General features: G+C 60.1%; 17 protein-coding genes and 1 pseudogene. 9 read left to right on the top strand and 9 right to left on the bottom strand.

Translation table 11 applies throughout. The features are described from left to right. Positions 1 to 10: 10 nt before the first annotated feature. Together PTE30175_RS10485 and adeC are read left to right on the top strand one after the other, a co-directional pair. Positions 11 to 3,202, top strand: coding sequence for an efflux RND transporter permease subunit (locus PTE30175_RS10485; protein ID WP_150697003.1), 3,192 nt, complete (start codon positions 11 to 13; stop codon positions 3,200 to 3,202). A 3-nt stretch (positions 3,203 to 3,205) separates the two neighbouring features. Continuing rightward, positions 3,206 to 4,693 carry an AdeC/AdeK/OprM family multidrug efflux complex outer membrane factor gene (adeC, locus tag PTE30175_RS10480; RefSeq protein ID WP_150697002.1) on the top strand — a complete coding sequence of 496 codons (1,488 nt, stop codon included), beginning with the start codon at positions 3,206 to 3,208 and terminating at the stop codon, positions 4,691 to 4,693. A gap of 122 nt (positions 4,694 to 4,815) precedes the next feature. Here the strand turns inward: adeC and PTE30175_RS10475 are convergent, their stop codons facing one another. Genes PTE30175_RS10475 through leuC form a run of 3 tightly spaced genes read right to left on the bottom strand, consistent with a single transcriptional unit; the run spans position 4,816 to position 8,195 of the window. Next, positions 4,816 to 6,138, bottom strand: coding sequence for a 2-hydroxycarboxylate transporter family protein (locus tag PTE30175_RS10475; protein WP_150697001.1), 1,323 nt, complete (start codon positions 6,136 to 6,138; stop codon positions 4,816 to 4,818). Positions 6,139 to 6,151: 13 nt separating this feature from the next. After that, the gene (gene leuD / locus PTE30175_RS10470; RefSeq protein WP_150697000.1) at positions 6,152 to 6,790 is read right to left on the bottom strand and encodes a 3-isopropylmalate dehydratase small subunit; all 639 of its coding nucleotides are present in this window, start codon (positions 6,788 to 6,790) and stop codon (positions 6,152 to 6,154) included. Continuing rightward, positions 6,783 to 8,195 carry a 3-isopropylmalate dehydratase large subunit gene (gene leuC / locus PTE30175_RS10465; RefSeq protein WP_150696999.1) on the bottom strand — a complete coding sequence of 471 codons (1,413 nt, stop codon included), beginning with the start codon at positions 8,193 to 8,195 and terminating at the stop codon, positions 6,783 to 6,785. The genes leuD and leuC overlap by 8 nt, the downstream gene beginning before the upstream one ends. Positions 8,196 to 8,308: 113 nt before the next feature. On the opposite strand from leuC, the gene PTE30175_RS10460 reads away from it, so the two are divergent. Next, the gene (locus tag PTE30175_RS10460) at positions 8,309 to 9,223 is read left to right on the top strand and encodes a LysR family transcriptional regulator (RefSeq protein WP_150696998.1); all 915 of its coding nucleotides are present in this window, start codon (positions 8,309 to 8,311) and stop codon (positions 9,221 to 9,223) included. 32 nt (positions 9,224 to 9,255) lie between these two features. Here the strand turns inward: PTE30175_RS10460 and PTE30175_RS10455 are convergent, their stop codons facing one another. After that, positions 9,256 to 10,182 carry a LysR family transcriptional regulator gene (locus PTE30175_RS10455; RefSeq protein WP_150696997.1) on the bottom strand — a complete coding sequence of 309 codons (927 nt, stop codon included), beginning with the start codon at positions 10,180 to 10,182 and terminating at the stop codon, positions 9,256 to 9,258. 115 nt (positions 10,183 to 10,297) lie between these two features. Here PTE30175_RS10455 and PTE30175_RS10450 point away from each other — a divergent pair, with 115 nt between their 5' ends. Next, on the top strand, positions 10,298 to 11,464 hold the full coding sequence (locus tag PTE30175_RS10450; protein WP_150696996.1) for a mandelate racemase/muconate lactonizing enzyme family protein: 1,167 nt from the start codon (positions 10,298 to 10,300) through the stop codon (positions 11,462 to 11,464). Between the two features lie 160 nt (positions 11,465 to 11,624). Continuing rightward, positions 11,625 to 12,986: a C4-dicarboxylate transporter DctA gene (gene dctA, locus PTE30175_RS10445; RefSeq protein WP_150696995.1), complete on the top strand. Its 1,362-nt coding sequence runs from the start codon at positions 11,625 to 11,627 to the stop codon at positions 12,984 to 12,986. 69 nt (positions 12,987 to 13,055) lie between these two features. On the opposite strand, the gene PTE30175_RS10440 is transcribed toward dctA, so the two are convergent. Both PTE30175_RS10440 and PTE30175_RS10435 read right to left on the bottom strand, forming a co-directional pair. Next, positions 13,056 to 14,534, bottom strand: a complete 1,479-nt coding sequence (locus tag PTE30175_RS10440) for a YncE family protein (RefSeq protein WP_150696994.1) — start codon at positions 14,532 to 14,534, stop codon at positions 13,056 to 13,058. Then, positions 14,531 to 15,028, bottom strand: a complete 498-nt coding sequence (locus tag PTE30175_RS10435; RefSeq protein ID WP_150696993.1) for a DUF305 domain-containing protein — start codon at positions 15,026 to 15,028, stop codon at positions 14,531 to 14,533. The genes PTE30175_RS10440 and PTE30175_RS10435 overlap by 4 nt, the downstream gene beginning before the upstream one ends. A 209-nt stretch (positions 15,029 to 15,237) precedes the next feature. Here PTE30175_RS10435 and PTE30175_RS10430 point away from each other — a divergent pair, with 209 nt between their 5' ends. From PTE30175_RS10430 to PTE30175_RS10420, 3 genes are all read left to right on the top strand, one after another. Beyond that, positions 15,238 to 15,756 (top strand): sigma-70 family RNA polymerase sigma factor, encoded by a 519-nt coding sequence (locus PTE30175_RS10430; protein WP_150696992.1) that lies wholly within the window; start codon positions 15,238 to 15,240, stop codon positions 15,754 to 15,756. Beyond that, positions 15,753 to 16,574, top strand: coding sequence for an anti-sigma factor family protein (locus PTE30175_RS10425; protein WP_150696991.1), 822 nt, complete (start codon positions 15,753 to 15,755; stop codon positions 16,572 to 16,574). The genes PTE30175_RS10430 and PTE30175_RS10425 overlap by 4 nt, the downstream gene beginning before the upstream one ends. A 165-nt stretch (positions 16,575 to 16,739) precedes the next feature. Next, positions 16,740 to 17,147 (top strand): SRPBCC family protein, encoded by a 408-nt coding sequence (locus PTE30175_RS10420; RefSeq protein WP_150696990.1) that lies wholly within the window; start codon positions 16,740 to 16,742, stop codon positions 17,145 to 17,147. A gap of 94 nt (positions 17,148 to 17,241) precedes the next feature. Here PTE30175_RS10420 and PTE30175_RS28590 read toward each other — a convergent pair. The 3 genes and pseudogenes from PTE30175_RS28590 to PTE30175_RS10405 form a co-directional block, all read right to left on the bottom strand. Then, positions 17,242 to 17,331, bottom strand: a pseudogene (locus PTE30175_RS28590) (cupin domain-containing protein); the annotation flags it as partial. Between the two features lie 5 nt (positions 17,332 to 17,336). Then, a complete protein-coding gene (locus PTE30175_RS10410) occupies positions 17,337 to 17,816 on the bottom strand; it encodes a carboxymuconolactone decarboxylase family protein (RefSeq protein WP_150696989.1) in 480 nt (159 codons plus the stop codon). A 124-nt stretch (positions 17,817 to 17,940) separates the two neighbouring features. Next, on the bottom strand, positions 17,941 to 18,696 hold the full coding sequence (locus PTE30175_RS10405) for an SDR family oxidoreductase (RefSeq protein ID WP_150697103.1): 756 nt from the start codon (positions 18,694 to 18,696) through the stop codon (positions 17,941 to 17,943). 236 nt (positions 18,697 to 18,932) lie between these two features. Here PTE30175_RS10405 and PTE30175_RS10400 point away from each other — a divergent pair, with 236 nt between their 5' ends. After that, positions 18,933 to 20,516 carry a winged helix-turn-helix domain-containing tetratricopeptide repeat protein gene (locus PTE30175_RS10400; protein WP_150696988.1) on the top strand — a complete coding sequence of 528 codons (1,584 nt, stop codon included), beginning with the start codon at positions 18,933 to 18,935 and terminating at the stop codon, positions 20,514 to 20,516. Positions 20,517 to 20,540: the final 24 nt, after the last annotated feature.

The raw sequence follows: 20,540 nt of genomic DNA, 5'->3' as shown, positions 1-20,540 counted from the left end.
GGAGCCCCCCATGGCAAAGTTTTTTATCGATCGCCCGATTTTCGCGTGGGTGATCGCCATCGTCATCATGCTGGCCGGTGCGCTGTCGATCCTGAAGTTGCCGGTCTCGCAATATCCGCCGATCGCGCCGCCGTCGGTGCAGATTTCTGCCGTTTATCCGGGCGCGTCCGCACAGACGGTCCAGGATACGGTCACACAGGTGATCGAACAGCAGATGAACGGTATCGACCACCTCGAGTACATGTCCTCGACCTCGGACAGCTCGGGCGCGGTGGCGATCACGCTGACGTTCTCGCAAGGCACGAATCCGGACATCGCGCAGGTGCAGGTGCAGAACAAGCTGCAGCTCGCCACGCCGTTGCTGCCTCAGGAAGTGCAGCAGCAGGGGATCAAGGTCGCGAAGGCGACCAAGAACTTCCTGCTGGTGATCGGCGCGTATTCGGACGATGGCAGCATGACCGACATCGATCTGGCGAACTATCTGGCGGCCAACGTGCAGGATCCCATCAGCCGCGTGGACGGCGTGGGCCAGGTGCAGTTGTTCGGCTCGCAGTACGCCATGCGTGTCTGGCTCGATCCGGAAAAGCTGACCGGCTATAACCTGACGATCATCGACGCGATCACGGCGATCAAGGCGCAGAACGTGCAGGTCTCGGCAGGTGAGCTGGGCGGCGCGCCGGCGGTCAAGGGCCAGCAGCTCAACGCGACCATCATGGCGCAGAGCCGCTTGCAGACGCCGGAACAGTTCCGCAACATTCTGCTGCGCGTGAACACGGACGGCTCGCAAGTGCGGCTGGGCGATGTCGCGCGCATTGAACTGGGCGGCGAAAGCTATCAGGTCGTGGCGCGCTACAACGGCAAGCCGGCCGCCGGTATCGCGGTGTCGCTGGCCACGGGCGCGAATGCGCTGCAAACCGCCACGGCGGTGAAGAAGAAGGTCGCCGAGTTGTCGCAGTATTTCCCGACCGGCATGAAGGCGGAATTCCCGTATGACACGACGCCGTTCGTGAAGATCTCGATCGAGGAAGTGATCAAGACCCTGATCGAAGGGATCGTGCTGGTGTTCCTGGTGATGTATCTGTTCCTGCAGAACCTGCGCGCGACGATCATCCCGACGATCGCGGTGCCGGTCGTGCTGCTTGGCACGTTCGGCATCATGTCGGCGGCCGGCTTCTCGATCAACACACTATCGATGTTCGGGTTGGTGTTGGCGATCGGTCTGCTCGTCGACGATGCCATCGTGGTGGTGGAAAACGTCGAACGGGTCATGAGCGAGGAAGGACTGTCGCCCAAAGAGGCAACCAAGAAGGCGATGGACCAGATCATCGGTGCGCTGGTCGGCGTGGCGCTGGTGTTGTCGGCGGTGTTCGTGCCGATGGCCTTCTTCGGCGGTTCCACCGGCGCCATCTATCGTCAGTTCTCGCTGACCATCGTCGCGGCCATGGCCCTGTCGGTGCTGGTGGCCATCGTGCTCACGCCGGCGATGTGCGCGACGATCCTCAAGCCGATCGCCAAGGGCGAACACCACGAGAAGCGCGGCTTCTTCGGCTGGTTCAACCGCACCTTCGAGCGCAGCAGCCATGCGTACCAGGGCCAGGTGCGCCGTCTGCTGAACCGTTCGACGCCTTACCTGATCGTCTACGTGGTGATCGTGGCGGTGGTCGGCTTCCTGTTTGTGCGCATGCCCACGGCGTTTCTGCCCGACGAAGACCAGGGTTACTTCTTCAACCTGGTGCAATTGCCACCGGGCGCGACGCAGGAGCGTACGCTCGAAGTGATGAAGGGCGTCGAGAAGCATTACCTGGAAGATGAAAAGGATGCGGTGCGCTCGATCTTTACGGTCACGGGCTTCGGCTTCAACGGCCGCGGGCAGAACGTGGGCCTGGCATTCACGATGCTGCGTCCGTGGGAAGAGCGCCAGGCGAAGGACCTGAAGGTGCAGGCGGTCATCGCCCGTTCCTACAAGGCGTTCGCCAGCGTGAAGGACGCGATGATTTTCGCGATCAACCCGCCGTCCGTGCCGGAACTCGGTAACGCAGGCGGTATCGACTTCGAGCTGCAGGATCGCGCAGGCCTCGGCCACGATGCGCTGATGGCGGCGCGCGACCAGATGCTTGGCGCCGCTGCGAAAAATCCGAATCTGGCCAATATGCGTCCGAACGGCCTGAACGATACGCCGCAGTACAAGGTCGATATCGATCAGGAGAAGGCGAGTGCGCTCGGCGTGTCGCTGTCGGACATCTACACGACCTTGTCGGCGTCGTGGGGTTCGTCGTACGTCAATGACTTCATCGACCGTGGTCGTGTGAAGAAAGTGTACGTGCAGGCGGATGCCAAGGCGCGGATGTTGCCGCAGGATATCAACAAGCTGTACGTGCGCAACAAGCAGGGCGCGATGGTGCCGTTTTCGAGCTTTGCCTCGGCGCACTGGGTGTATGGTTCACCGCGTCTGGAGCGCTACAACGGCGTGCCGGCAGTGGAAATCCAGGGCATGCCGGCGCCGGGCAAGAGCTCGGGTGACGCCATGAAGGCCGTCGAGGAAATCGCCAAGACGTTGCCGGTCGGGATCGGCCTGGAATGGACCGGGTTGTCGTTCGAAGAGCGGCTGTCGGGTGCGCAGGCGCCGGCGTTGTACGCGATCTCGATTCTGGTGGTGTTCCTGTGTCTGGCGGCGTTGTACGAGAGCTGGTCGATTCCGTTCTCGGTGATTCTGGTGGTGCCGCTGGGCGTGCTCGGCGCGCTGTTGGCTGCGACGTTGCGCGGCCTGTCGAACGACGTGTACTTCCAGGTCGGTCTGTTGACGACCGTGGGCCTGTCGGCGAAGAACGCAATTCTGATCGTGGAGTTTGCCAAGAGCCTGCAGGAGCAGGGCAAAACGTTGCTTGAAGCCACGCTCGAAGCGGTGCGGCTGCGGTTGCGTCCGATCCTGATGACGTCGATGGCGTTCGTGCTCGGCGTGCTGCCGCTGGCGATCTCCAACGGCGCCGGTTCGGCCAGCCAGAACGCTATCGGTACCGGCGTGATCGGCGGTATGCTGGCGGCGACATTCCTTGCGATTTACTACGTGCCGATCTTCTTCGTGCTGGTGCGCAAGCGCTTCGCGCACGAAACGCTCGACACCGTCGAACATCCCGAGGCGCAAGCGCAGCGCCTGTCGCCATCGTTGCCGTCGCCTGAAGGGCCCGCCAAGGAAGGAAACTGACCTATGACATTCAAAGCACTGCCGATCGCCTTGGCGGCGACGCTGATGGCCGGTTGTTCGCTGGCGCCGCATTACGAGCGGCCCGAGGCGCCGGTGTCGGCGGCCTACCCGACCGGCCCGGCCTACAAGACACCGGCTGCAGCAAACGAAAACGGCGCCGCCGGGCAACGCGCCGCCACGCCGGCGGCTGACATTGGCTGGCGCGAGTTCTTTGCCGATCCGCGTCTGCAGAAACTGATCGAAATCGCGCTGGCAAACAACCGCGATCTGCGTATCTCGGCGTTGAACATCGAAGCGGCGCGCGCGCAGTATCAGATCCAGCGTTCCGCGCTGTTGCCGTCCATCGGTGCGGCCGGTCAGGGCACGATCCAGCGCACGCCAGGCGATTTGAACACCACCGGCCATCCGATCATCAGCCGCCAGTACTCGTTGGGCGTCGGGTTCTCGTCGTATGAAATCGACTTTTTCGGCCGCATCCAGAGCTTGAAGGACCAGGCCCTGGAGAACTATCTGGCGATCGAGGATACGCGCAAGAGCGCGCAGATCACGCTCGTCGCGGAAGTGGCAAGCGCATATCTGACGTGGCTGTCCGATCAGGAACTGCTGCGTCTGACGCAGGACACCTTGAAGAGTCAACAGTCATCGTACGATCTGAGCAAGCGCAGCTTCGACGTCGGCGCGATCTCGGGCCTGGATTTGCGACAGGCCCAGACGCCGGTGGATACGGCGCGCGCCAACCTCGCCCAATACACCCGTCAGGTCGCGCAGGACGAAAACGCCCTGACATTGTTGCTGGGCGCGCCGATCCCCGCGGATCTGCCGCAAGGCCGATCGCTCGACGACCAGGGCCTCCTGACCGATCTGCCGGCGGGATTGCCGTCCGATCTGCTGTTGCGGCGCCCCGACATCAGTGCGGCCGAGCATCAGTTGAAGGCGGCGAATGCCAATATCGGTGCGGCACGCGCGGCGTTCTTCCCGCGCATTTCGCTGACTGCGTCGGCGGGGTCGGCGAGTGCGTCGCTGGGCAATCTGTTCAAGGGCGGGCAGGGGGCCTGGTCGTTCGCGCCGTCGATCACGCTGCCGATCTTCGCGGGCGGGTCGTTGATCGCAGGCCTGGATCTTGCGCAGGTGCAGAAGCGGATCGAGATCGCGACGTATGAGAAGGCGATCCAGTCGGCGTTCCGTGACGTTTCCGACGGACTCGCGGCACGCGGCACGCTCGATGACCAGATCGCTGCGCAGGAGTCGCTCGTGAAGGCGAGCGAGGACAGCTATCGCCTGTCGGACCTGCGTTACCGCAACGGCGTGGACAGCTTCCTCAACGCATTGGTGTCGCAGCGCGCGTTGTATGGCGCGCAGCAAGTGTTGATCACCACGCGCCTGGCACGCCTGACCAACCTCGTTACGCTTTACAAGGCGCTCGGCGGCGGTTGGCAGGAGACGGCCGTGCCGGCGAACGCCGACGGCGCGTCCGCACCGGCGGCTTCCTGACGCACCGCATCGAGGGAATCACCGCTGCGAACGACGCCCGGCCTTTGCGCCGGGCGTTTTTCCTTAGTGTGCACGTAAGGGCGCGCGCGCTAATGGGACAGCTTTTGCGGGGGAAATACCCATCAATGCAACCACTTCATCACAATCGTCGCGAAGACGACCATGGCAGCGCCTCCGATTCGCGTGGAAATCTGCGCGAAAGGCATCAAGCCCATTCTGTTCGATGACGACAGGATCGCCACGTCGCCCGTGCCACCGAGCCCGCTATGGCATGCCGTGATAATTGCGGCTTCCACCGGGTACATCTTGAGCCAGGCGCCCACGAAAAAGCCGGAGACCACCATCGAGATAACGATCGACGCGCAGATGACGAAATACCCCAGCGAGAATGCGCCAACGAGCTTGTCCCAGGAGACGAACAGCGTACCCAGGCCAACCAGGACGGCGAAAGTCAGGTTCGTCGACATGAATTTGTATATCTGGTAAGCGCCGACTTCCATCGACTCGGGTATTGCACCTGACACCTTCAAGAGTGCGGCAGCGACAATCATCAGTACTGGGCCAGGTATGCCAGTCAGCGGCGCCAGCAATCCACCCAGGATGAAGAGGGTGCAACTGAGAAGCAGACCGAATCCCATCAGTCGCAAATCCAGCGCCGCTTCAGCCTTTTGCTCCTTGAGCAGTGCCTGATCCTCTCCGGTTTTCACCAGCATGCCGTCGCCGCTGTAGCGACGATGTTTTTCGCCAAGCCGCTTCAGAATGCCGCTGGCAAGGATCGCAACGACGTTACCGATCAGGGCGGCAGGCACCATCATGGCGACCAGATGACCTTGAGCCGCACCGGTGATCTCCGAATAGCCAATAGAGAGCGGCAGGATGCCCTCACCAATTCCCCCGCCGAGGATCGGCATCACGATATAGAAGAACGTGTGCTTGGGGTCGTACCCAAACATCAGGCCGACAGCGACGCCCGCAGCAATCGCGGTGACGGTGCCGACGAGAAGCGGGACAAACATCTTGAGGAAGCCTTGTATCAGGATCTTCCGGTTCATTCCGAGCATGCTTCCCGCGACGAGACAAGCGATGTAGAGATATTGAAGATTTGCCGTCTTCATTGTCGTCGTGATCGCTTTGAGCGCCGCGTCGTCCATCAGCTTGTAGCCGAGTAATGCTGAGGGCACAAAAAGACAGAGAATGGCGGGGCCACCGATGTGTTTGAACACGGGAATCCGACGACCCATATCACCCAGCAGAAGTCCGGACAACATCAGGACCGCGAAGCCACCGATCATGTCGTCTGGCAGCTTCTTGGTGATGGCTGCCACGATAGTGACGAGGGCTGCCGCGAGGAACATGGGAAGGGGCATCCCTCCGATCTTGAAGTTCGTCAGCGACGACGTACGCGCAGATCGAGGAATGCTCGTTTGCAACGGGGAGGTGTCCATTTCAATGTCTCTTTCAGGCCGCGCGTTGCTGCTTCGGAAGATCGATTTTCATCCAGGGATGGTCAGCGTAATGGTGGTTTTCAAATGCGCTGATTGCGTCGCTGTCGCCAAGCGTCATGCCGATCATGTCCAGACCTTCGATGAACATGTGCTTTTGCCGCACGGGAAGTTCAAATGGGTATTCGTTGCCGTCAGCACTGTTGACCACCTGACGTTCCACATCGATCGTCAAGGCGCTTTTCGCCGGATCGCTGATCTGGTCGATGAGCTGCGACACGACAGCGGGTTCGAGCATGACCAGCAACAGGCGGTTGTTTAGCGCATTGAAGTAGAAGATCTCGCCGAAACTCGGTGCAATCACCGCTTCGAAGCCCGCCTGCTGCAGACCCCATACCGCGTGTTCCCGGCTCGAGCCGCATCCGAAGTTGGCACCAGTGACAAGAATGCGTGCGCCCTGATACTCGGGACGGTTCAATACAAAGTCCCCCCGGGGTTCACCGGATGCATCGTGACGAAGGTCGTATAGAATGCCGCGCCCAAGCCCCGACTTGTCAATGCCGAAAAGAAACTGCTTCGGCATGATCTGATCGGTATCGAGATTGTTGAGCGGCAGGGGCGCTGCGGTGCCAGCGACAAACTCGTGCTTAGACATGGTTGAACTCCTTGCGTACGTCGACAATGCGTCCGGCCAGCGCGGCGGCGGCGGCCATGGCGGGACTCATCAGATGGGTGCGCGCTCCGCGGCCCTGGCGGCCCTCGAAGTTGCGGTTGGTCGTTGAAGCGCAACGCTGACCGGGTTGAAGGATGTCGTCATTCATCGCAAGACACATGGAACAACCGGGCTGCCGCCATTCGAATCCTGCGTCGATCAGCGTCTGGGCGATGCCTTCACGCTCGGCCTGTTCGCGAACCATGCCCGATCCGGGCACCACCATCGCCCGGACCGATTGTGCAACCTTATGTCCACGCACGACTTCTGCGACGGCTCGCAGGTCTTCAATCCGGGCGTTGGTGCAGGAGCCGATGAACACGTGGTCGATGGCGAGGCCATCGATCAACTGTCCTGCGTCCAGGCCCATATAGTCGAGGGCCTTCGAGGCGTTATGACGCTCGAGCGGTTCGCTGGAGAGCTCCGGGATATGGTCGGTAATCGCGATTGCCTGGTCCGGGCTCGTACCCCATGTCACAAACGGCGCGACTTCGCTCGCGTCAAATTGATGGGTCACTTCAAACACGCCGTCCGCGTCGGATTTCAACTGCTTCCAGTGTGCAGCGGCATCGACGATCTGATCCTGCGACAGGCCCTTGGTCCGGTCGGCCACGTAGCTGACCGTCGTATCGTCAGGCGCAATGAGCGCGCCGCGCGCACCGGCTTCCACTGTCATGTTGCACAACGTCATACGGGCTTCAGCCGTCAGCGCGGCGATTGCCGACCCACAGTATTCGACGACGAAGCCTCGCGCGCCCTGAGCACCAATCTTCGAGATGATGTAAAGGACGAGGTCCTTGGACGTTGTACCCACAGGAAGTGTGCCGTCGACCTGGATGCGCATGTCGCGGGCGACGCGATAGACAAGCGTCTGGGTCGCGAGTACGTGTTCGACCTCCGATGTGCCGATCCCGAAGCCTAGCGCGCCAAGTGCGCCGTATGTCGTCGTGTGGCTGTCGCCGCAGAGAACGACCATGCCGGGTCGAATCAGGCCGATTTCGGGCGCAACGACGTGCTCGATACCTTGCTCGCGATCCTTCACGTCGAACAGATGGATGCCGTGCTTCTGGCAATTGCGCGTGAAGTTCGCTGCCTGATTTGCCGCCGCGTCGATGAGAATCGTGCGCTTGTCGACAGGGACGGGATGCGTCGGAATGACGTGATCGACGATGCCCATCTGCTTTTCCGGGCAGCGGACCGGAATATTCTTTTCGGCAAGCCCGGCGAATGCCTGCGGGCTCGTGTACTCGTTCATGATGTGCAGGTCAGCGTAAAGCGCGACGTGCTGCTCATCGACCCGGAAAACCGTGTGGCTTCCCACGATCTTTTGGTAAAGCGTCTGTCCCATCGTTCCTCCAATCTCCGAAAACGGCCCTATCCGGACGTTTCGGCAAGTGTAATTGGGTGGGTCACGCGTTAAAATAGCTGTTGGCTTAAACCACTTTTAAGTTGAACTTTAGAATGGATCCGATCGCAGACCTCGAGTTTTTTGCGCGGCTGGTGACGCACGGCAGCCTCTCCGCGTTGGCGCGCGATCTGGGTGTGACACCGCCTGCAGTCAGTGGGCGACTGAACAAAATTGAACGGCGCCTCGGCGTCAAGCTGCTGAACAGAACCACACGGCGATTGGCGATGACTCAAGAGGGCGAGCTGTACCTTGCGACGGGATCGAAGCTACTGGAACAGGTTCAGGAACTCGAGAGGATGGTGTCGAGCAGCCGCGAGCAGCCACAAGGGCTGTTGAAGGTGAACGCGACTTTTGGCTTCGGGCGACGCCACATTGTTCCAGCGCTGTCCGAGTTTCGACGTCGTTACCCGGAGGTCGAAGTTCAACTTGAACTGACTGATCGTCCGATGAACCTCGCTGAGCTGGCGTACGACGTTGGCATCCGGTTCGGCGAACTTCCGGATCAACGGGTGGTGGGGAGGAAACTTGCAACGAATCGACGATTCGTATGCGCCTCGCCAGGTTACCTGAAGACGTATGGGGTACCAAAAACACCCGGCGAGCTTCGTAGCCACCAATGCATCGTTTTGCGGGAGAACGATACCGCGTACGGAACGTGGCACTTTACGAAGGGAAAACGCCACGAGCTCGTCAAGGCACATGGCACCATGAGCAGCAACGACGGTGAAGCGACCCTGCGTTGGGCCATCGATGGACACGGCGTTTTTGTCCGGTCTGAGTGGGACGTCCAGACCCATATCGATTCAGGGGCGCTGATCAGAGTGCTGGCGGACTGGTCGCTGCCAGCGGCCGACATCTATGCGATATATCCCGAGCGGCTCAACCTGTCGGCAAAGGTGAGAGTATTCATTGACTTCCTCGGTGAATACCTTAAACGCTCGACGCAGCCGGCAGTTCAAGTCGCTTAGGGATCCTGGGCCGCTTTGCGCGAGCCTGACGCCTACAATGAAGCGGGTTGAGCCACTGACGCTACCGGAATCTTGAACCGCTCGATAAGGAAATCTATGAATGCCCTTGCGCGCGCGGACTGATTCCGCTTATTCGCGTAGTAGACGAACAGGTCCGCGGACGGCAGGACGAATTCCGGGAGAACGATGCGCAGTCTCCCGCTCTCCACATACTTCGCGAGATCCCATTCCGACCGAACCAGGATGCCATGACCGTCCAGCGCCCAACTCAAGACGATATCTCCGTCATTGCTCGACAGCATGCCGTGCACCTTCACAACCTCACTGCGATCGTTGTGCATGAAACGCCAGATTCCATGCGCATCATCGTTCTGTCGATGAATGATGCACTGATGATCCGCGAGGTCGGCAAGACTTGTCGGGGTGCCCTGCCGCTCCAGATATCGCGGCGACGCGCACAGAAACCTTTGGTTTGACATTATCCGCCGTGCGTTGAGCCGCTTGTCCGGCAGCGAGCCGAACCGGATCGCCAGATCGACGCCGCTCTCGACAAGGTCGATCGGCCTGTCCGTGACATCAAGTTGCACTTCAACATGCGGATACCGTTTGGCGAACTCGGAGACGAGCGGCGCGATCGTGGTGCGCCCGAACCCAAGCGTTGCGTTCACCCTCAGCAATCCCCTCGGCACTGAACGGCTGGACGACACTGCATCCTCCATCTCCCGAATTTCACCCAGAATCCGTGTCGCGTGATGCAGGTAAGTCTCACCTTCGGTGGTCAAGCTGATGCTGCGTGTCGTTCTGTTCACCAGCCTCACGCCCAGCCGCGCCTCCAGTTGGGCCAGGCGCTTGGTCGCGGCGGGCGGCGTCAGATCGAGCTCTCGCGCGGCAGCTGCAAGGTTTCCATGTCGCGCGAGCAGGACGAAGAATTCGAGGTGGGAGGCGATGTCAGTCTTCACCGAAAGTTAATAAAGAAGTCACTCTTGGTGAATCATAACGCCGGTTTTCGCGAATAACCTAGCGACTCTTACAGCCCGTTGCATCGACAGCGTGCGGTGCCATCAGGAGACATCCATGAGAATCGTTGAAATCCGCGAAAAGACCGTTCCGATCAGCTCGCCGATCCGAAATGCCTATATCGACTTCAGCAAAATGACGCTGAGCCTCGTCGCCGTGGTGACCGATGTCCTCCGCGACGGAAAGCCGGTGGTCGGATACGGCTTCAACTCCAACGGCCGCTACGGCCAAGGCAAGCTGATGCGTGAGCGCTTCATTCCCCGTATCCTCGAAGCCGACCCGGCCACGCTCGTCAACGATGCCGGCGACAACCTCGATCCCCACAAGATCTGGGCCACCATGTTCACCAACGAGAAGCCGGGCGGTCACGGCGAGCGCTCGGTCGCTATCGGCACGATTGACATGGCGGTATGGGACGCCGTGGCGAAGATCGAAGGTAAGCCGCTGTTCCAGTTGCTGGCCGACCGTTACGGCAATGGTCAGCCCGACCGGAGGATATTCGTGTACGCCGCGGGCGGTTACTACTATCCGGGGCAGGATCACGAAAAGCTCAAGGACGAGATGCGCAGCTATATCGACCGGGGCTATACGGTGGTAAAGAAGAAGATCGGCGGGGCATCGCTCGATGAAGACCTGCGGCGCATCGATTCGATCCTGAGCGTACTGGGCGACGGGCAGAAGCTTGCGGTTGATGCGAACGGCCGCTTCGATCTCGACACTGCCATCAAATACGCAAAGGCGCTCTCGCAGTACGACCTGTTCTGGTATGAGGAGCCGGGCGACCCGCTCGATTTCGAGTTGCAAGCGACGCTGCGCAATTATTACGACAAGCCAATGGCAACCGGCGAAGATCTGTTTTCCATGCAGGACGCCCGCAACCTGATCCGTTACGGCGGTATGCGCCCCGACCGCGACTGGTTGCAGTTCGACTGCGCGCTGAGCTACGGACTGGTCGAGTATCTGCGTACCCTCGACATGCTGCGTCAGCACGGCTGGTCGCCAAGCCGCTGCATTCCGCACGGCGGTCACCAGATGTCGCTGAATATCGCGGCAGGCCTCGGCCTTGGCGGCAACGAATCCTATCCGGACCTGTTCCAGCCGTACGGTGGCTTTCCCGACGGCGTCAAGGTTGAAAACGGCTACATCACCATGCCGGACTTGCCCGGCATCGGCTTCGAAGGAAAAGCGGATCTCTTTGCCGAGATGCAAAAGCTTTCCGCATAAGCCGTCAACCGGCAAAAGCGCCGACAAAACACGTCGGCGCAGCGTTCACAAAAAACAAAAAGAACGCAGGCGAAATCCGGCCGTACTCACCGCAGCGGTTCACTCCGCTGCGGGTGCTTGCCCGGATTTCAATAAATGACGCCACGCATAGGAGACAGACATGCGGGTTTCAAGGATTCGGAAAACGCTTTCCAAGCTCTACATACAGGTTCTGATCGGCATTGTCGCCGGCATCTTCGTTGGGCACTTTTACCCCGACATCGGTTCGCAACTCAAGCCGCTGGGGGATCTGTTCATCAAACTGATTCGGATGTTGCTTGCTCCGATCATCTTCGCGTCCGTTGTCGTCGGCATTGCCCGCATGAATGACCTTCATGAGGCTGGCCGGGTAGGCGTTAAAGCGGTCCTGTACTTCGAAATCGCATCAACGATTGCGCTTCTGGTTGGCCTGGCGGTCGTGAACATCGTCAAGCCCGGCAGCGGTATGAACATCGATCCCGCCCATATCGACAGTTCGGCCATTACCAGCTATACCCATGCGGCGCAACAACATGGGATGCTCGATTTCTTCATGAGCATCGTCCCGAACAGCATTGTGGGGGCGTTCGCGAACGGAGAGATTCTGCCCATCATTTTCTTCTCGCTTTTGCTCGCCATCGCCCTCGCCAAGTTGGGTCCGCGCACTGCGCCATTTGTGGACATGCTTGATATGTTCCTGCAGGGCATGTTTGGCGTGGTTCGAATCGTGATGTATGTCGCACCCATCGGCGCCTTTGGCGGCATGGCATTCACCATCGCCAAGTACGGGATTGGCACGCTGGCATCGTTTGGTCAACTGATGCTCTGCCTGTATCTGACATCGATCTTCTTCGTGGTCGTGGTGCTTGGCGTCGTTATGCAGATGTGTGGATTGCCGCTGTGGAAGTTTCTCCGCTACATCAAGGACGAAATCTTCATTACCCTCGGCACGGCGTCGACCGAGGCGGTGCTGCCGCAGATGCTCATCAAAATGGAGAAGATGGGGTGCTCGCGCCCCGTCGTTGGCATGGTATTGCCTACGGGCTATACATTCAATGCCGATGGAACCGCAATCTACCTGACGATGGCGGCGATGTTCATCGCCCAAGCGATGAATGTTCACCTGACGATCTGGGACCAGTTGCTTGTGCTTGGCGTGCTTTTGTTGACCTCCAAGGGGTCTGCGGGTGTGGCCGGCGCCGGATTCGTGGCGCTCGCCGCAACGCTGGCAACGATGCACAAAATCCCTGTGTCCGGGCTCGTGCTTTTGCTGGGCGTTGATCGCTTCCTCAACGAAGCCCGTGCAGTCACAAACCTGATCGGCAACGGCGTTGCGACCGTCGTGGTGGCCCGATGGGAAGGTGCGCTCGACATGAATATGGCGCGCGCGATGCTCAACCGTGATGGCGACACACGCATTGATGCGTTGGCGCCCATCGGACAGGCGACTGCAGGTCAGCCAACGCCGGCACAGGAGCCCATCGTCCGGTCCAACCTTCGCTGATTCGGTTGAGTTAGGTCCATCCCGAGGTTCGCGGCCGCAAAGAGGACTTGGCGGCCGCGGACGAAGCGCTTATCGCGATTGCACCTGTACCGCTGCCCCCGGTTTGCCCGACACCTGCGGGGCAATCACGAGATAACGGTGTTTGTCGCGCGCTGCGCCTGCGCCCGGCGAGACCACCTGGCGAATCTGACCCAGCGCGTTGACGATCGCGGAACCGGCGGGATTGGTCATGAAATTTGCCAGCGGTTCCACGTTACCGCTGCCGTCCGGGTTATCGGCGAGGCCCAGCACGTAAGGCTGCTTCGGCTGGAGGCCCGTGACCGATGCCTGCAGCACCTGCACGAGACCCTGGTCGAACAGCGCGACGGTGGTGGGCACATTCGCGGCGTCCGCAGGCTTGCCCGATCCCACGGGTACCAGTGCAAGGTGGGCGGTCTGGCCTGCTAGCCCAAGCGGCTGCGTGTTCTGTGTCCCGTCGCCTTCCGGCACCGCGTTCGGCACATACGTGACGGCCTGCGGCGCCTGGCCGATCGGGACAGTCGCGATCACCTTGTTGGTCAGCGTATCGATGGCGGTCATCGCATCGGCGTTTTCGAGACCCACGTAGATGCGGCTGCCATCGCCCGATGGCCAGAGCCCATGCGGCAGATTGCCCACGGGAATCGTCGCAACCTGCGAGAAGTCATCGGTTCGGAATACCTTGACCTGATTCAGACCGCCGACCGTCACATATGCAAACATGCCTTTGGCGTTGTGCACAATGTTCACGTGGTTCGTGATCGGGCCGGTGTCGAGCGTCTTGACGAGCGAAAACGGCGGCCGTGCGTCGAACACTTGAACTTTGCCAACGTCCTTGAGCGTAAACCAGACCTGCTTGCCGTCCGGGGTAGCGGACAGGTCCGGGCAGAAGGGGCTGGCCTGCTTGACCGTGCCGACGATCTTGTGATCGGCCACGGAGATCACCTCCGTCTCGGGGTTGAACGACGAACAGACGTAGCCGTACTTGCCGTCCGGCGAAAAGATTTGCATGCCCGGGCCGGCCGGGACGGTGATGCGGGTTTTCTCTTCGTAGGTGGTCCCATCAAGTACCGACACATAGTTCTCGCCACGCACCGTCACCCAGACCTCTTTGCCGTCGGGGGTAAAGAACGCCTCATGCGGCGAGCGGCCCACGTAGGTGATGTGCTTGACGGCATTCGTCTGAGTATCGATGAACGTGACCGAGTTCGAGCCGATGGACACAACCGCTATCGTGTGATGGTCCGGCGAGTACCCCATGCCGTGCACGAGCAGTTGACCTTTGTACAGCGGGCTGAAGTTGCCCGGCGACGGATCTCCGAGCCGAATCAGGCCGACGAGCTTGTTGTCGGCCGGATCGATCACGGACACGGTGTTCGAGAACTGCTCGGCAGCGTAGACACGGTCGTGATGGCTTACCGGAATGTCCGGTGCGGACAATAAGCCGGGCGCCTGGCCTGCCCATGCAAACTGCATGGCGGCCAATGCGGCCGCCGTTAGCGCCGTGGCCAGGATGGAGGTGCGATTCATCGAGACTCCTGTTGCGTGTGGCTTGGCATGTTCATCTGCATGCCGTGGTGGGACATCGGGTGTATGTGGTCGGCAGGCGCCGACGCGGATGTTTGCTGGTCGGGCGCGGGCGCAGACGGCGGCAGGGGCTGCCCGAGCGCAAGGCGCATGGCGATGATTTCCTGCTGCTGTTCGACCACGATCTCCTGCGCGATGCGACGTAATTGTTCGTTGTGTCCGTAGCGTAGCTCGGCCTGTGCCATGTCGATGGCACCTTGATGGTGCGGCACCATCATCGCGACGAAATCGCGATCGACGTCGCCGGTCGGCCTGACGGACATGTCGTCCATCATCTTTGTCATCGCGGCGCCGTTTTCCTGTAGAAAGGGAGCCTCGTCAAGGCCGCCAGACTGCGGTGCCGCAGCCAACCCGGGCGACACAGCAAGGCCCGACATCGCGACGACGACGGCCACTCCCATAATTGAAGTAGCGGAAAGACCATTCGGGAAACGCATAAAGTTCCTCTGTTCCTTTTGCTTGCAGCAGGTGTCAATGGCGTGAACACGAACAGGTGCGAAGTTATTCCGAAAGTCGACCACTTTTCTTGTGAGAGGCGCTGGCGCTGATTTCCCGGGAATAAAATGCGCACAACCGTGTTTGCTCTCTTATCGCTGTCCGTCGACAGAGCAAACACATCACGCGAAGCACCTGATGGGTATGGAAAATGGACATCCGTGACGAGTTGTTGGAGCACGTTCCGCGCCTGCGTCGTTACGCCAAAGCACTGATCCACAACCAGGACCTTGCCGACGACCTCGTGCAGGACACCCTTGAGCGCGCACTTGGGCGAACCAGGCTGTTCGAACCCGGGACAGACTTGCGCGCGTGGCTTTTCACCATCATGCACAACGTGTTCGCCAACCAGGCACGGAAAGCCTCGGTGCGGGCCGTGCACGTGCCGCTGGACGACGACAGCGTGGCCGAAAATGAGTTCGCGGTGCAAGCTGGCGAGACACGATCGCTGGAAATGCGGGACCTGGACTACGCGTTGCGGCGCTTGCCTGCGGACCAGCGAGAGGTGGTCCTGCTGGTCGGCCTGGAGGAATTGAGCTATGCCGATGTGGCGCACGCGCTCGACATTCCCATAGGCACCGTGATGTCACGGCTTTCGCGGGGTCGTGAGCGCTTGAGGGCATTGATGGCGGGCACGCAGCCCGGCGCGAAATTAGAGGTGGTGCGATGAACGAACAGGAAACGTCGATCAGCGAAGCAGAGATTCACGCCTACGTGGACGGCACGCTGTCAGAGGCGCGCCGCCTCGACGTGGAACGCGCGCTTGAGCGCAATCCCGAACTGGCGGCGAGAGTCAGCGACTATTTCTCGCTGAACGCGCTGCTGCACGAGCGCTACGACCCCGTGCTGAGCGAGCCAACGCCAAAGCGTCTGCAGTTGCCCGCCGGGCGGCGTTGGCGCGACGCAGTGAATTGGCCGCAGTTCGCGGGGATGGCGGCAGCGCTGGCGCTTGGCGTGGGAATCGGCATGGGAGCGCAGGTGGGCAAAAACAACGTCGCCCAGCTCGCGAGCAACGCCAATACGCACGTGATCAGTGCTGACGGGGCAGAAGGGTTTGCACGGCGGGCGGCGATTGCGCACGTCGTGTACATGCCCGCCGTCGACCGACCGGTCGGGATTGGCGCGGATCGGGAACAGGATTTCGTACAGTGGCTGTCGAATAGGCTTGGCACTGACGTACATCCGCCGATCCTTTCGAATAGCGGGTTCGAGCTAACAGGGGGGCGGTTACTGTCCGGCGCTGACGGTCCGATGGCCATGTTCATGTATCGCGATGGCAAGGGCGAGCGCGTCACGCTGTCCATCTCGCACAGGAAAGTAAACGCGAACACCACGGCGTTCAAGCTGTACCAGGATGGCCCGGTCAGCGTCTTCTATTGGGTAGACGGCAACTTCGGCTATGCGGTCTCGGGCGGTATCGACCGTAAAGTGCTGCTTGAGTTGTCGCACAACGTGTACAAGCAGTTGACAGGGAGGACGCCAGGCTGATGATAATGTGTCCGGCATAGTTGAGTCGTTATACTGATTGCAAAAACAGAAAGTACATGAATAACATATACTTCGAGCAACATTTCCAGCGAAATCAATATCAATTTTTATACGGCCCTCCGTGTCCATATATACACGGTTAGTTGTTCTCATAGGAGTGACATCATGAAAATCACCGTTGAGACGATTGTCAAAGCTCCCATCAGCAAGGTGTGGAGTGCCTACATAACGCCAGACGACATCAAGCAGTGGAATACCGCTTCGGAGGATTGGCACACGACCAAGTCTACTGTCGATTTGCGCGTGGGTGGGGCGTTTTCATCCCGCATGGAGGCCAAAGACGGTAGCTTCGGCTTTGACTTCGCAGGAACGTACACAAAGATAGTCCCTAACGAGTTGATTGAGTATTCGTTCGGAGACCGTGCTGGTGTAGTCGAGTTCATTACCGGCGCAGACGGTGTCACGGTGCGCGTCACGTTCGATGGTGAGTCCGAAAATCCTGTGGAACAACAGCGCCAGGGATGGCAGGCCATCCTGAATAATTTCGCCAAGCACGTTGAAGCACGTCAGTGAGTTAGTTGTAGCAGCAATAGCAACTGACATGGCGTTTGAGAGGGATGCGCCTAAAGCAGCGCGCCCCTCACCCATACGGCGTTACCCGCCCGTTCGGAGTCAGGGCGACAGATTTGCCGCCGCGCAGTCCCATCACAATCGAACCCTCCAGCACATAAACGAACGCGTGCGCATTGTGCCGATGCCTGATCAGGACAGGCCGGCCTTGTCCACGCCGAATGCCTTGTCGTATGCGCCCGGTACGAGCCGGAAGCCCACGTTGACGCGATTCCAGGCATTGATCGACATCACCAGGAAGGTCAGATCGGACAATTCCTTCTCGGACAGGTGCGTACGAACACGCTCATAGACGTCATCAGGCACGCCCTGGGCGGGAATCTGGGTCAGGATTTCGGTCCACGCCAAGGCAGCGCGTTCGCGCGGACTGAACAGCGTAGACTCGCGCCAGGTGGCGATATGATGCAGCCTGAGCGGACGCTCGCCATGCATCGTGGCTTCCTTGACGTGCATGTCCACGCAGAACGCGCAGCCGTTGATCTGCGACGCCCTGATATCCACGAGATCGCGAATAGACTCCTCAATGGCGGACTGCTTGAGGGCAAGGCTGAACTCGACGAATTTCTTGAACAGCTCGGGGGATTGCTTCATGTAATCGATGCGCTGTGTCATGGTGAAGCCTCATTGTGAGAAGAACGTAGGTAAGTGATGATTGCGTCCAGCCGCTATTGCCTGGCTGGCGCACCGCGGCACCTCGGCAGGGAGCGCGGGACGGCGCGGTCCATGAGCCGCTGGGTCATTCTTGCGCCGATGAGCGGATGAGCCAGTTTTGGAAACGTGTCGAGCCAATGCGCGGGTTATCACCGGCAACCAGCGATCGATCATTCAACTCGCTGCCGAAGTAGCGCGCATGAACGTCGGCGATGACTTCGCGCTTGTCTTCCCGCGCGGCGAGAAACTTGCGCGCAAGCTCGTCGAGAGGGAAGCGGTCTGGTCCGGCCACCTCAACGATGCCATTCTCCGGTGCCCCGACCGCGAGATCGGCCAACACAGCCGAGACGTCATCCGCTGCGATGGGTTGTATAAGGGCGGGCGAAAGGCGAATCGTACCGCCGTCTGCGCCCGAATTGATAATGCTCTCGATGAACTCGAAGAACTGCGTCGAGCGCAGGATGGTGTAGGGAATCTTCGACGCCTTGATCAGGTTTTCCTGGGCGAATTTTGCACGCATGTAGCCGCTTTCGGGAAGGCGATCGGTGCCGACAACCGAGAGCGCGACGTGATGCTCCACGCCAGCGTCGGCTTCGGCGGCAAGCAGATTTCGGCCAGACGTTTCGAAGAATTCCAATACGGCCCGGTCTTCGAATGACGGGGAGTTTGCCACGTCGACGACGACTTGGGCGCCAGCAAGTGTTTCAGCCAGCCCTTGCCCGGTGAGCGTGTTCACGCCGGTTCGAGGCGATGCCGCCACCGTCTCATGACCATTGTGACGTAGCCTGTTTACGATGTTCGACCCGATAAGGCCGCTACCGCCAATAACGACTATTTTCATGCTCTGCTCCTCGATTAAGCGTCGATCATCTGCATTGCGGCGATCGATGTATGTAGTATGCTTGGCGGCCGGGCGGAATACCTTGCCGACACCTTGGGTTTCCATTGAATTTGGCTTGTGTATTTGTCCAAAAACACGCGCCGTTACCGTGCTATCGGTGGCGTCGACTGGCCGGCAGTCGACGTTCGGTCGCTTTGGTCACGTGCTCGGCACGCGCACGGAAGCAGGGGCCCTGAATGCTGTTAGTGTTTGACGACTGTGTGCTCGACTTGGACCGGAGGGAACTTTTCCGGGCCTCACTGGCCGTTGGAATTGCACCCAAAGTCTTCGACCTGCTGGCCTACCTGGCAGATCAGCGCGAGCGTGTCGTCAGCAGAGCCGACCTGATCGATCACGTATGGGGCGGCCGCATCGTCTCGGAGTCGACCCTGGCCAGTCACATTAACGCGGTGCGCAAGGCCGTCGGCGACAACGGCCATCAACAGCGCGTGATTCGAACGGTTGCCCGCAAGGGATTCCGGTTCGCCGCCGACGTCACGCAAGCCAAGTCATTGGATGGCGCTGGCTTACCCGAGCCCGAGTCCGCCAGATCGGTTGAAGTTGCAGAGTCCGCGCCGGCCCTGCCGGCCAAACCGTCCATCGCAGTATTGCCGTTCGTGAATCTGAGCGGAGACCTGGAGCAAGACTACTTGGCCGACGGCGTGGTAGAGGACATCATCGCGGCGTTGTCGCGGTATCGCTGGCTGTTCGTCGTCTCACGCAACTCGAGCTTTACCTACAAGGATCGTGTGGTTGACGTGAAACAGGTCGGCCGCGAGTTGGGCGTTCGCTACGTGCTGGAAGGTAGTTGGCGCAAAGCAAAAAATCGCGTCCGCATCACGGGACAACTGATCGATGCAACAACCGGGGGGCATCACTGGGCGGGCCGCTTCGAAGGTGTGCTTGGAGACATCTTCAAGCTGCAAGACCAGATTACCGAGAGTGTGGTCGGTGCGATTGCGCCGCAGCTTGAGCGGGCGGAGATCGAGCGTGCAGGGCACAAGCCGACCGAAAGCCTTGACGCCTATGATTATTATCTGCGCGGAATGGCCAAGCTTCATCTCGGAACCAGGGAGACCATCAACCAAGCGCTGCCGCTCTTTCATAAGGCAATCGAGTTCGATCCGGATTTTGCGTCGGCCTACGCGATGGCAGCGTGGTGTCATTGTTGGCGAAAGGTCAATCACTGGATGACTGATGGTCCACTGGAGATGGCGGAGGGAGCCCGACTGGCTCGCCGGGCCGTGGAGTTGGGCAAGGGCGATGCGGTCGCTCTCACCAGAGGTGGGCATGCGCTTGCCCATCTTGCCGGGGACCTCCATGGCGGCATCGCATTGCTGGACAAGGCACTCGTGCTCAATCCCAACCTCGCAGCGGCGTGGTTCCTCGGCGCATTTCTCAGACTCTGGTACGGGGAAACTGACGCAGCCATCGAGTACTTTACACACGCCATGCGTTTGAGCCCCCTCGACCCGGAGCTGTATAGAATGCAAGCCGGAATGGCGGCCGCGCATCTCTTCTTGGGGCGCTTTGACGCTGCGTCGTCATGGGCGGAGAAAGCATTCCGGGATTTGCCGAGTTTTCTGCTGGTGGTCGCCATCCTGGCGGCAAGCTATGCACTTACCGACCGGACGGCCGACGCACAGCGCGCGATGGATCATTTGCGCCAGATCGACCCTACGTTGCGTCTCTCCAATCTCACAGATTGGCTACCGATCTGCCGGCCGGAGAATCTCGCCACCTTGATGGACGGTCTGCGAAGCGCAGGGCTGCCCGAATAGATGGGTTTCGCAGAGCCAATCAAG

The organism is Pandoraea terrae, assembly GCF_902459695.1.
Classification (GTDB): Bacteria; Pseudomonadota; Gammaproteobacteria; order Burkholderiales; family Burkholderiaceae; genus Pandoraea; species Pandoraea terrae.
The sequence above is the reverse complement of the archived record's forward strand: the minus strand, read 5'-3'. Positions and strand labels throughout refer to the sequence as shown.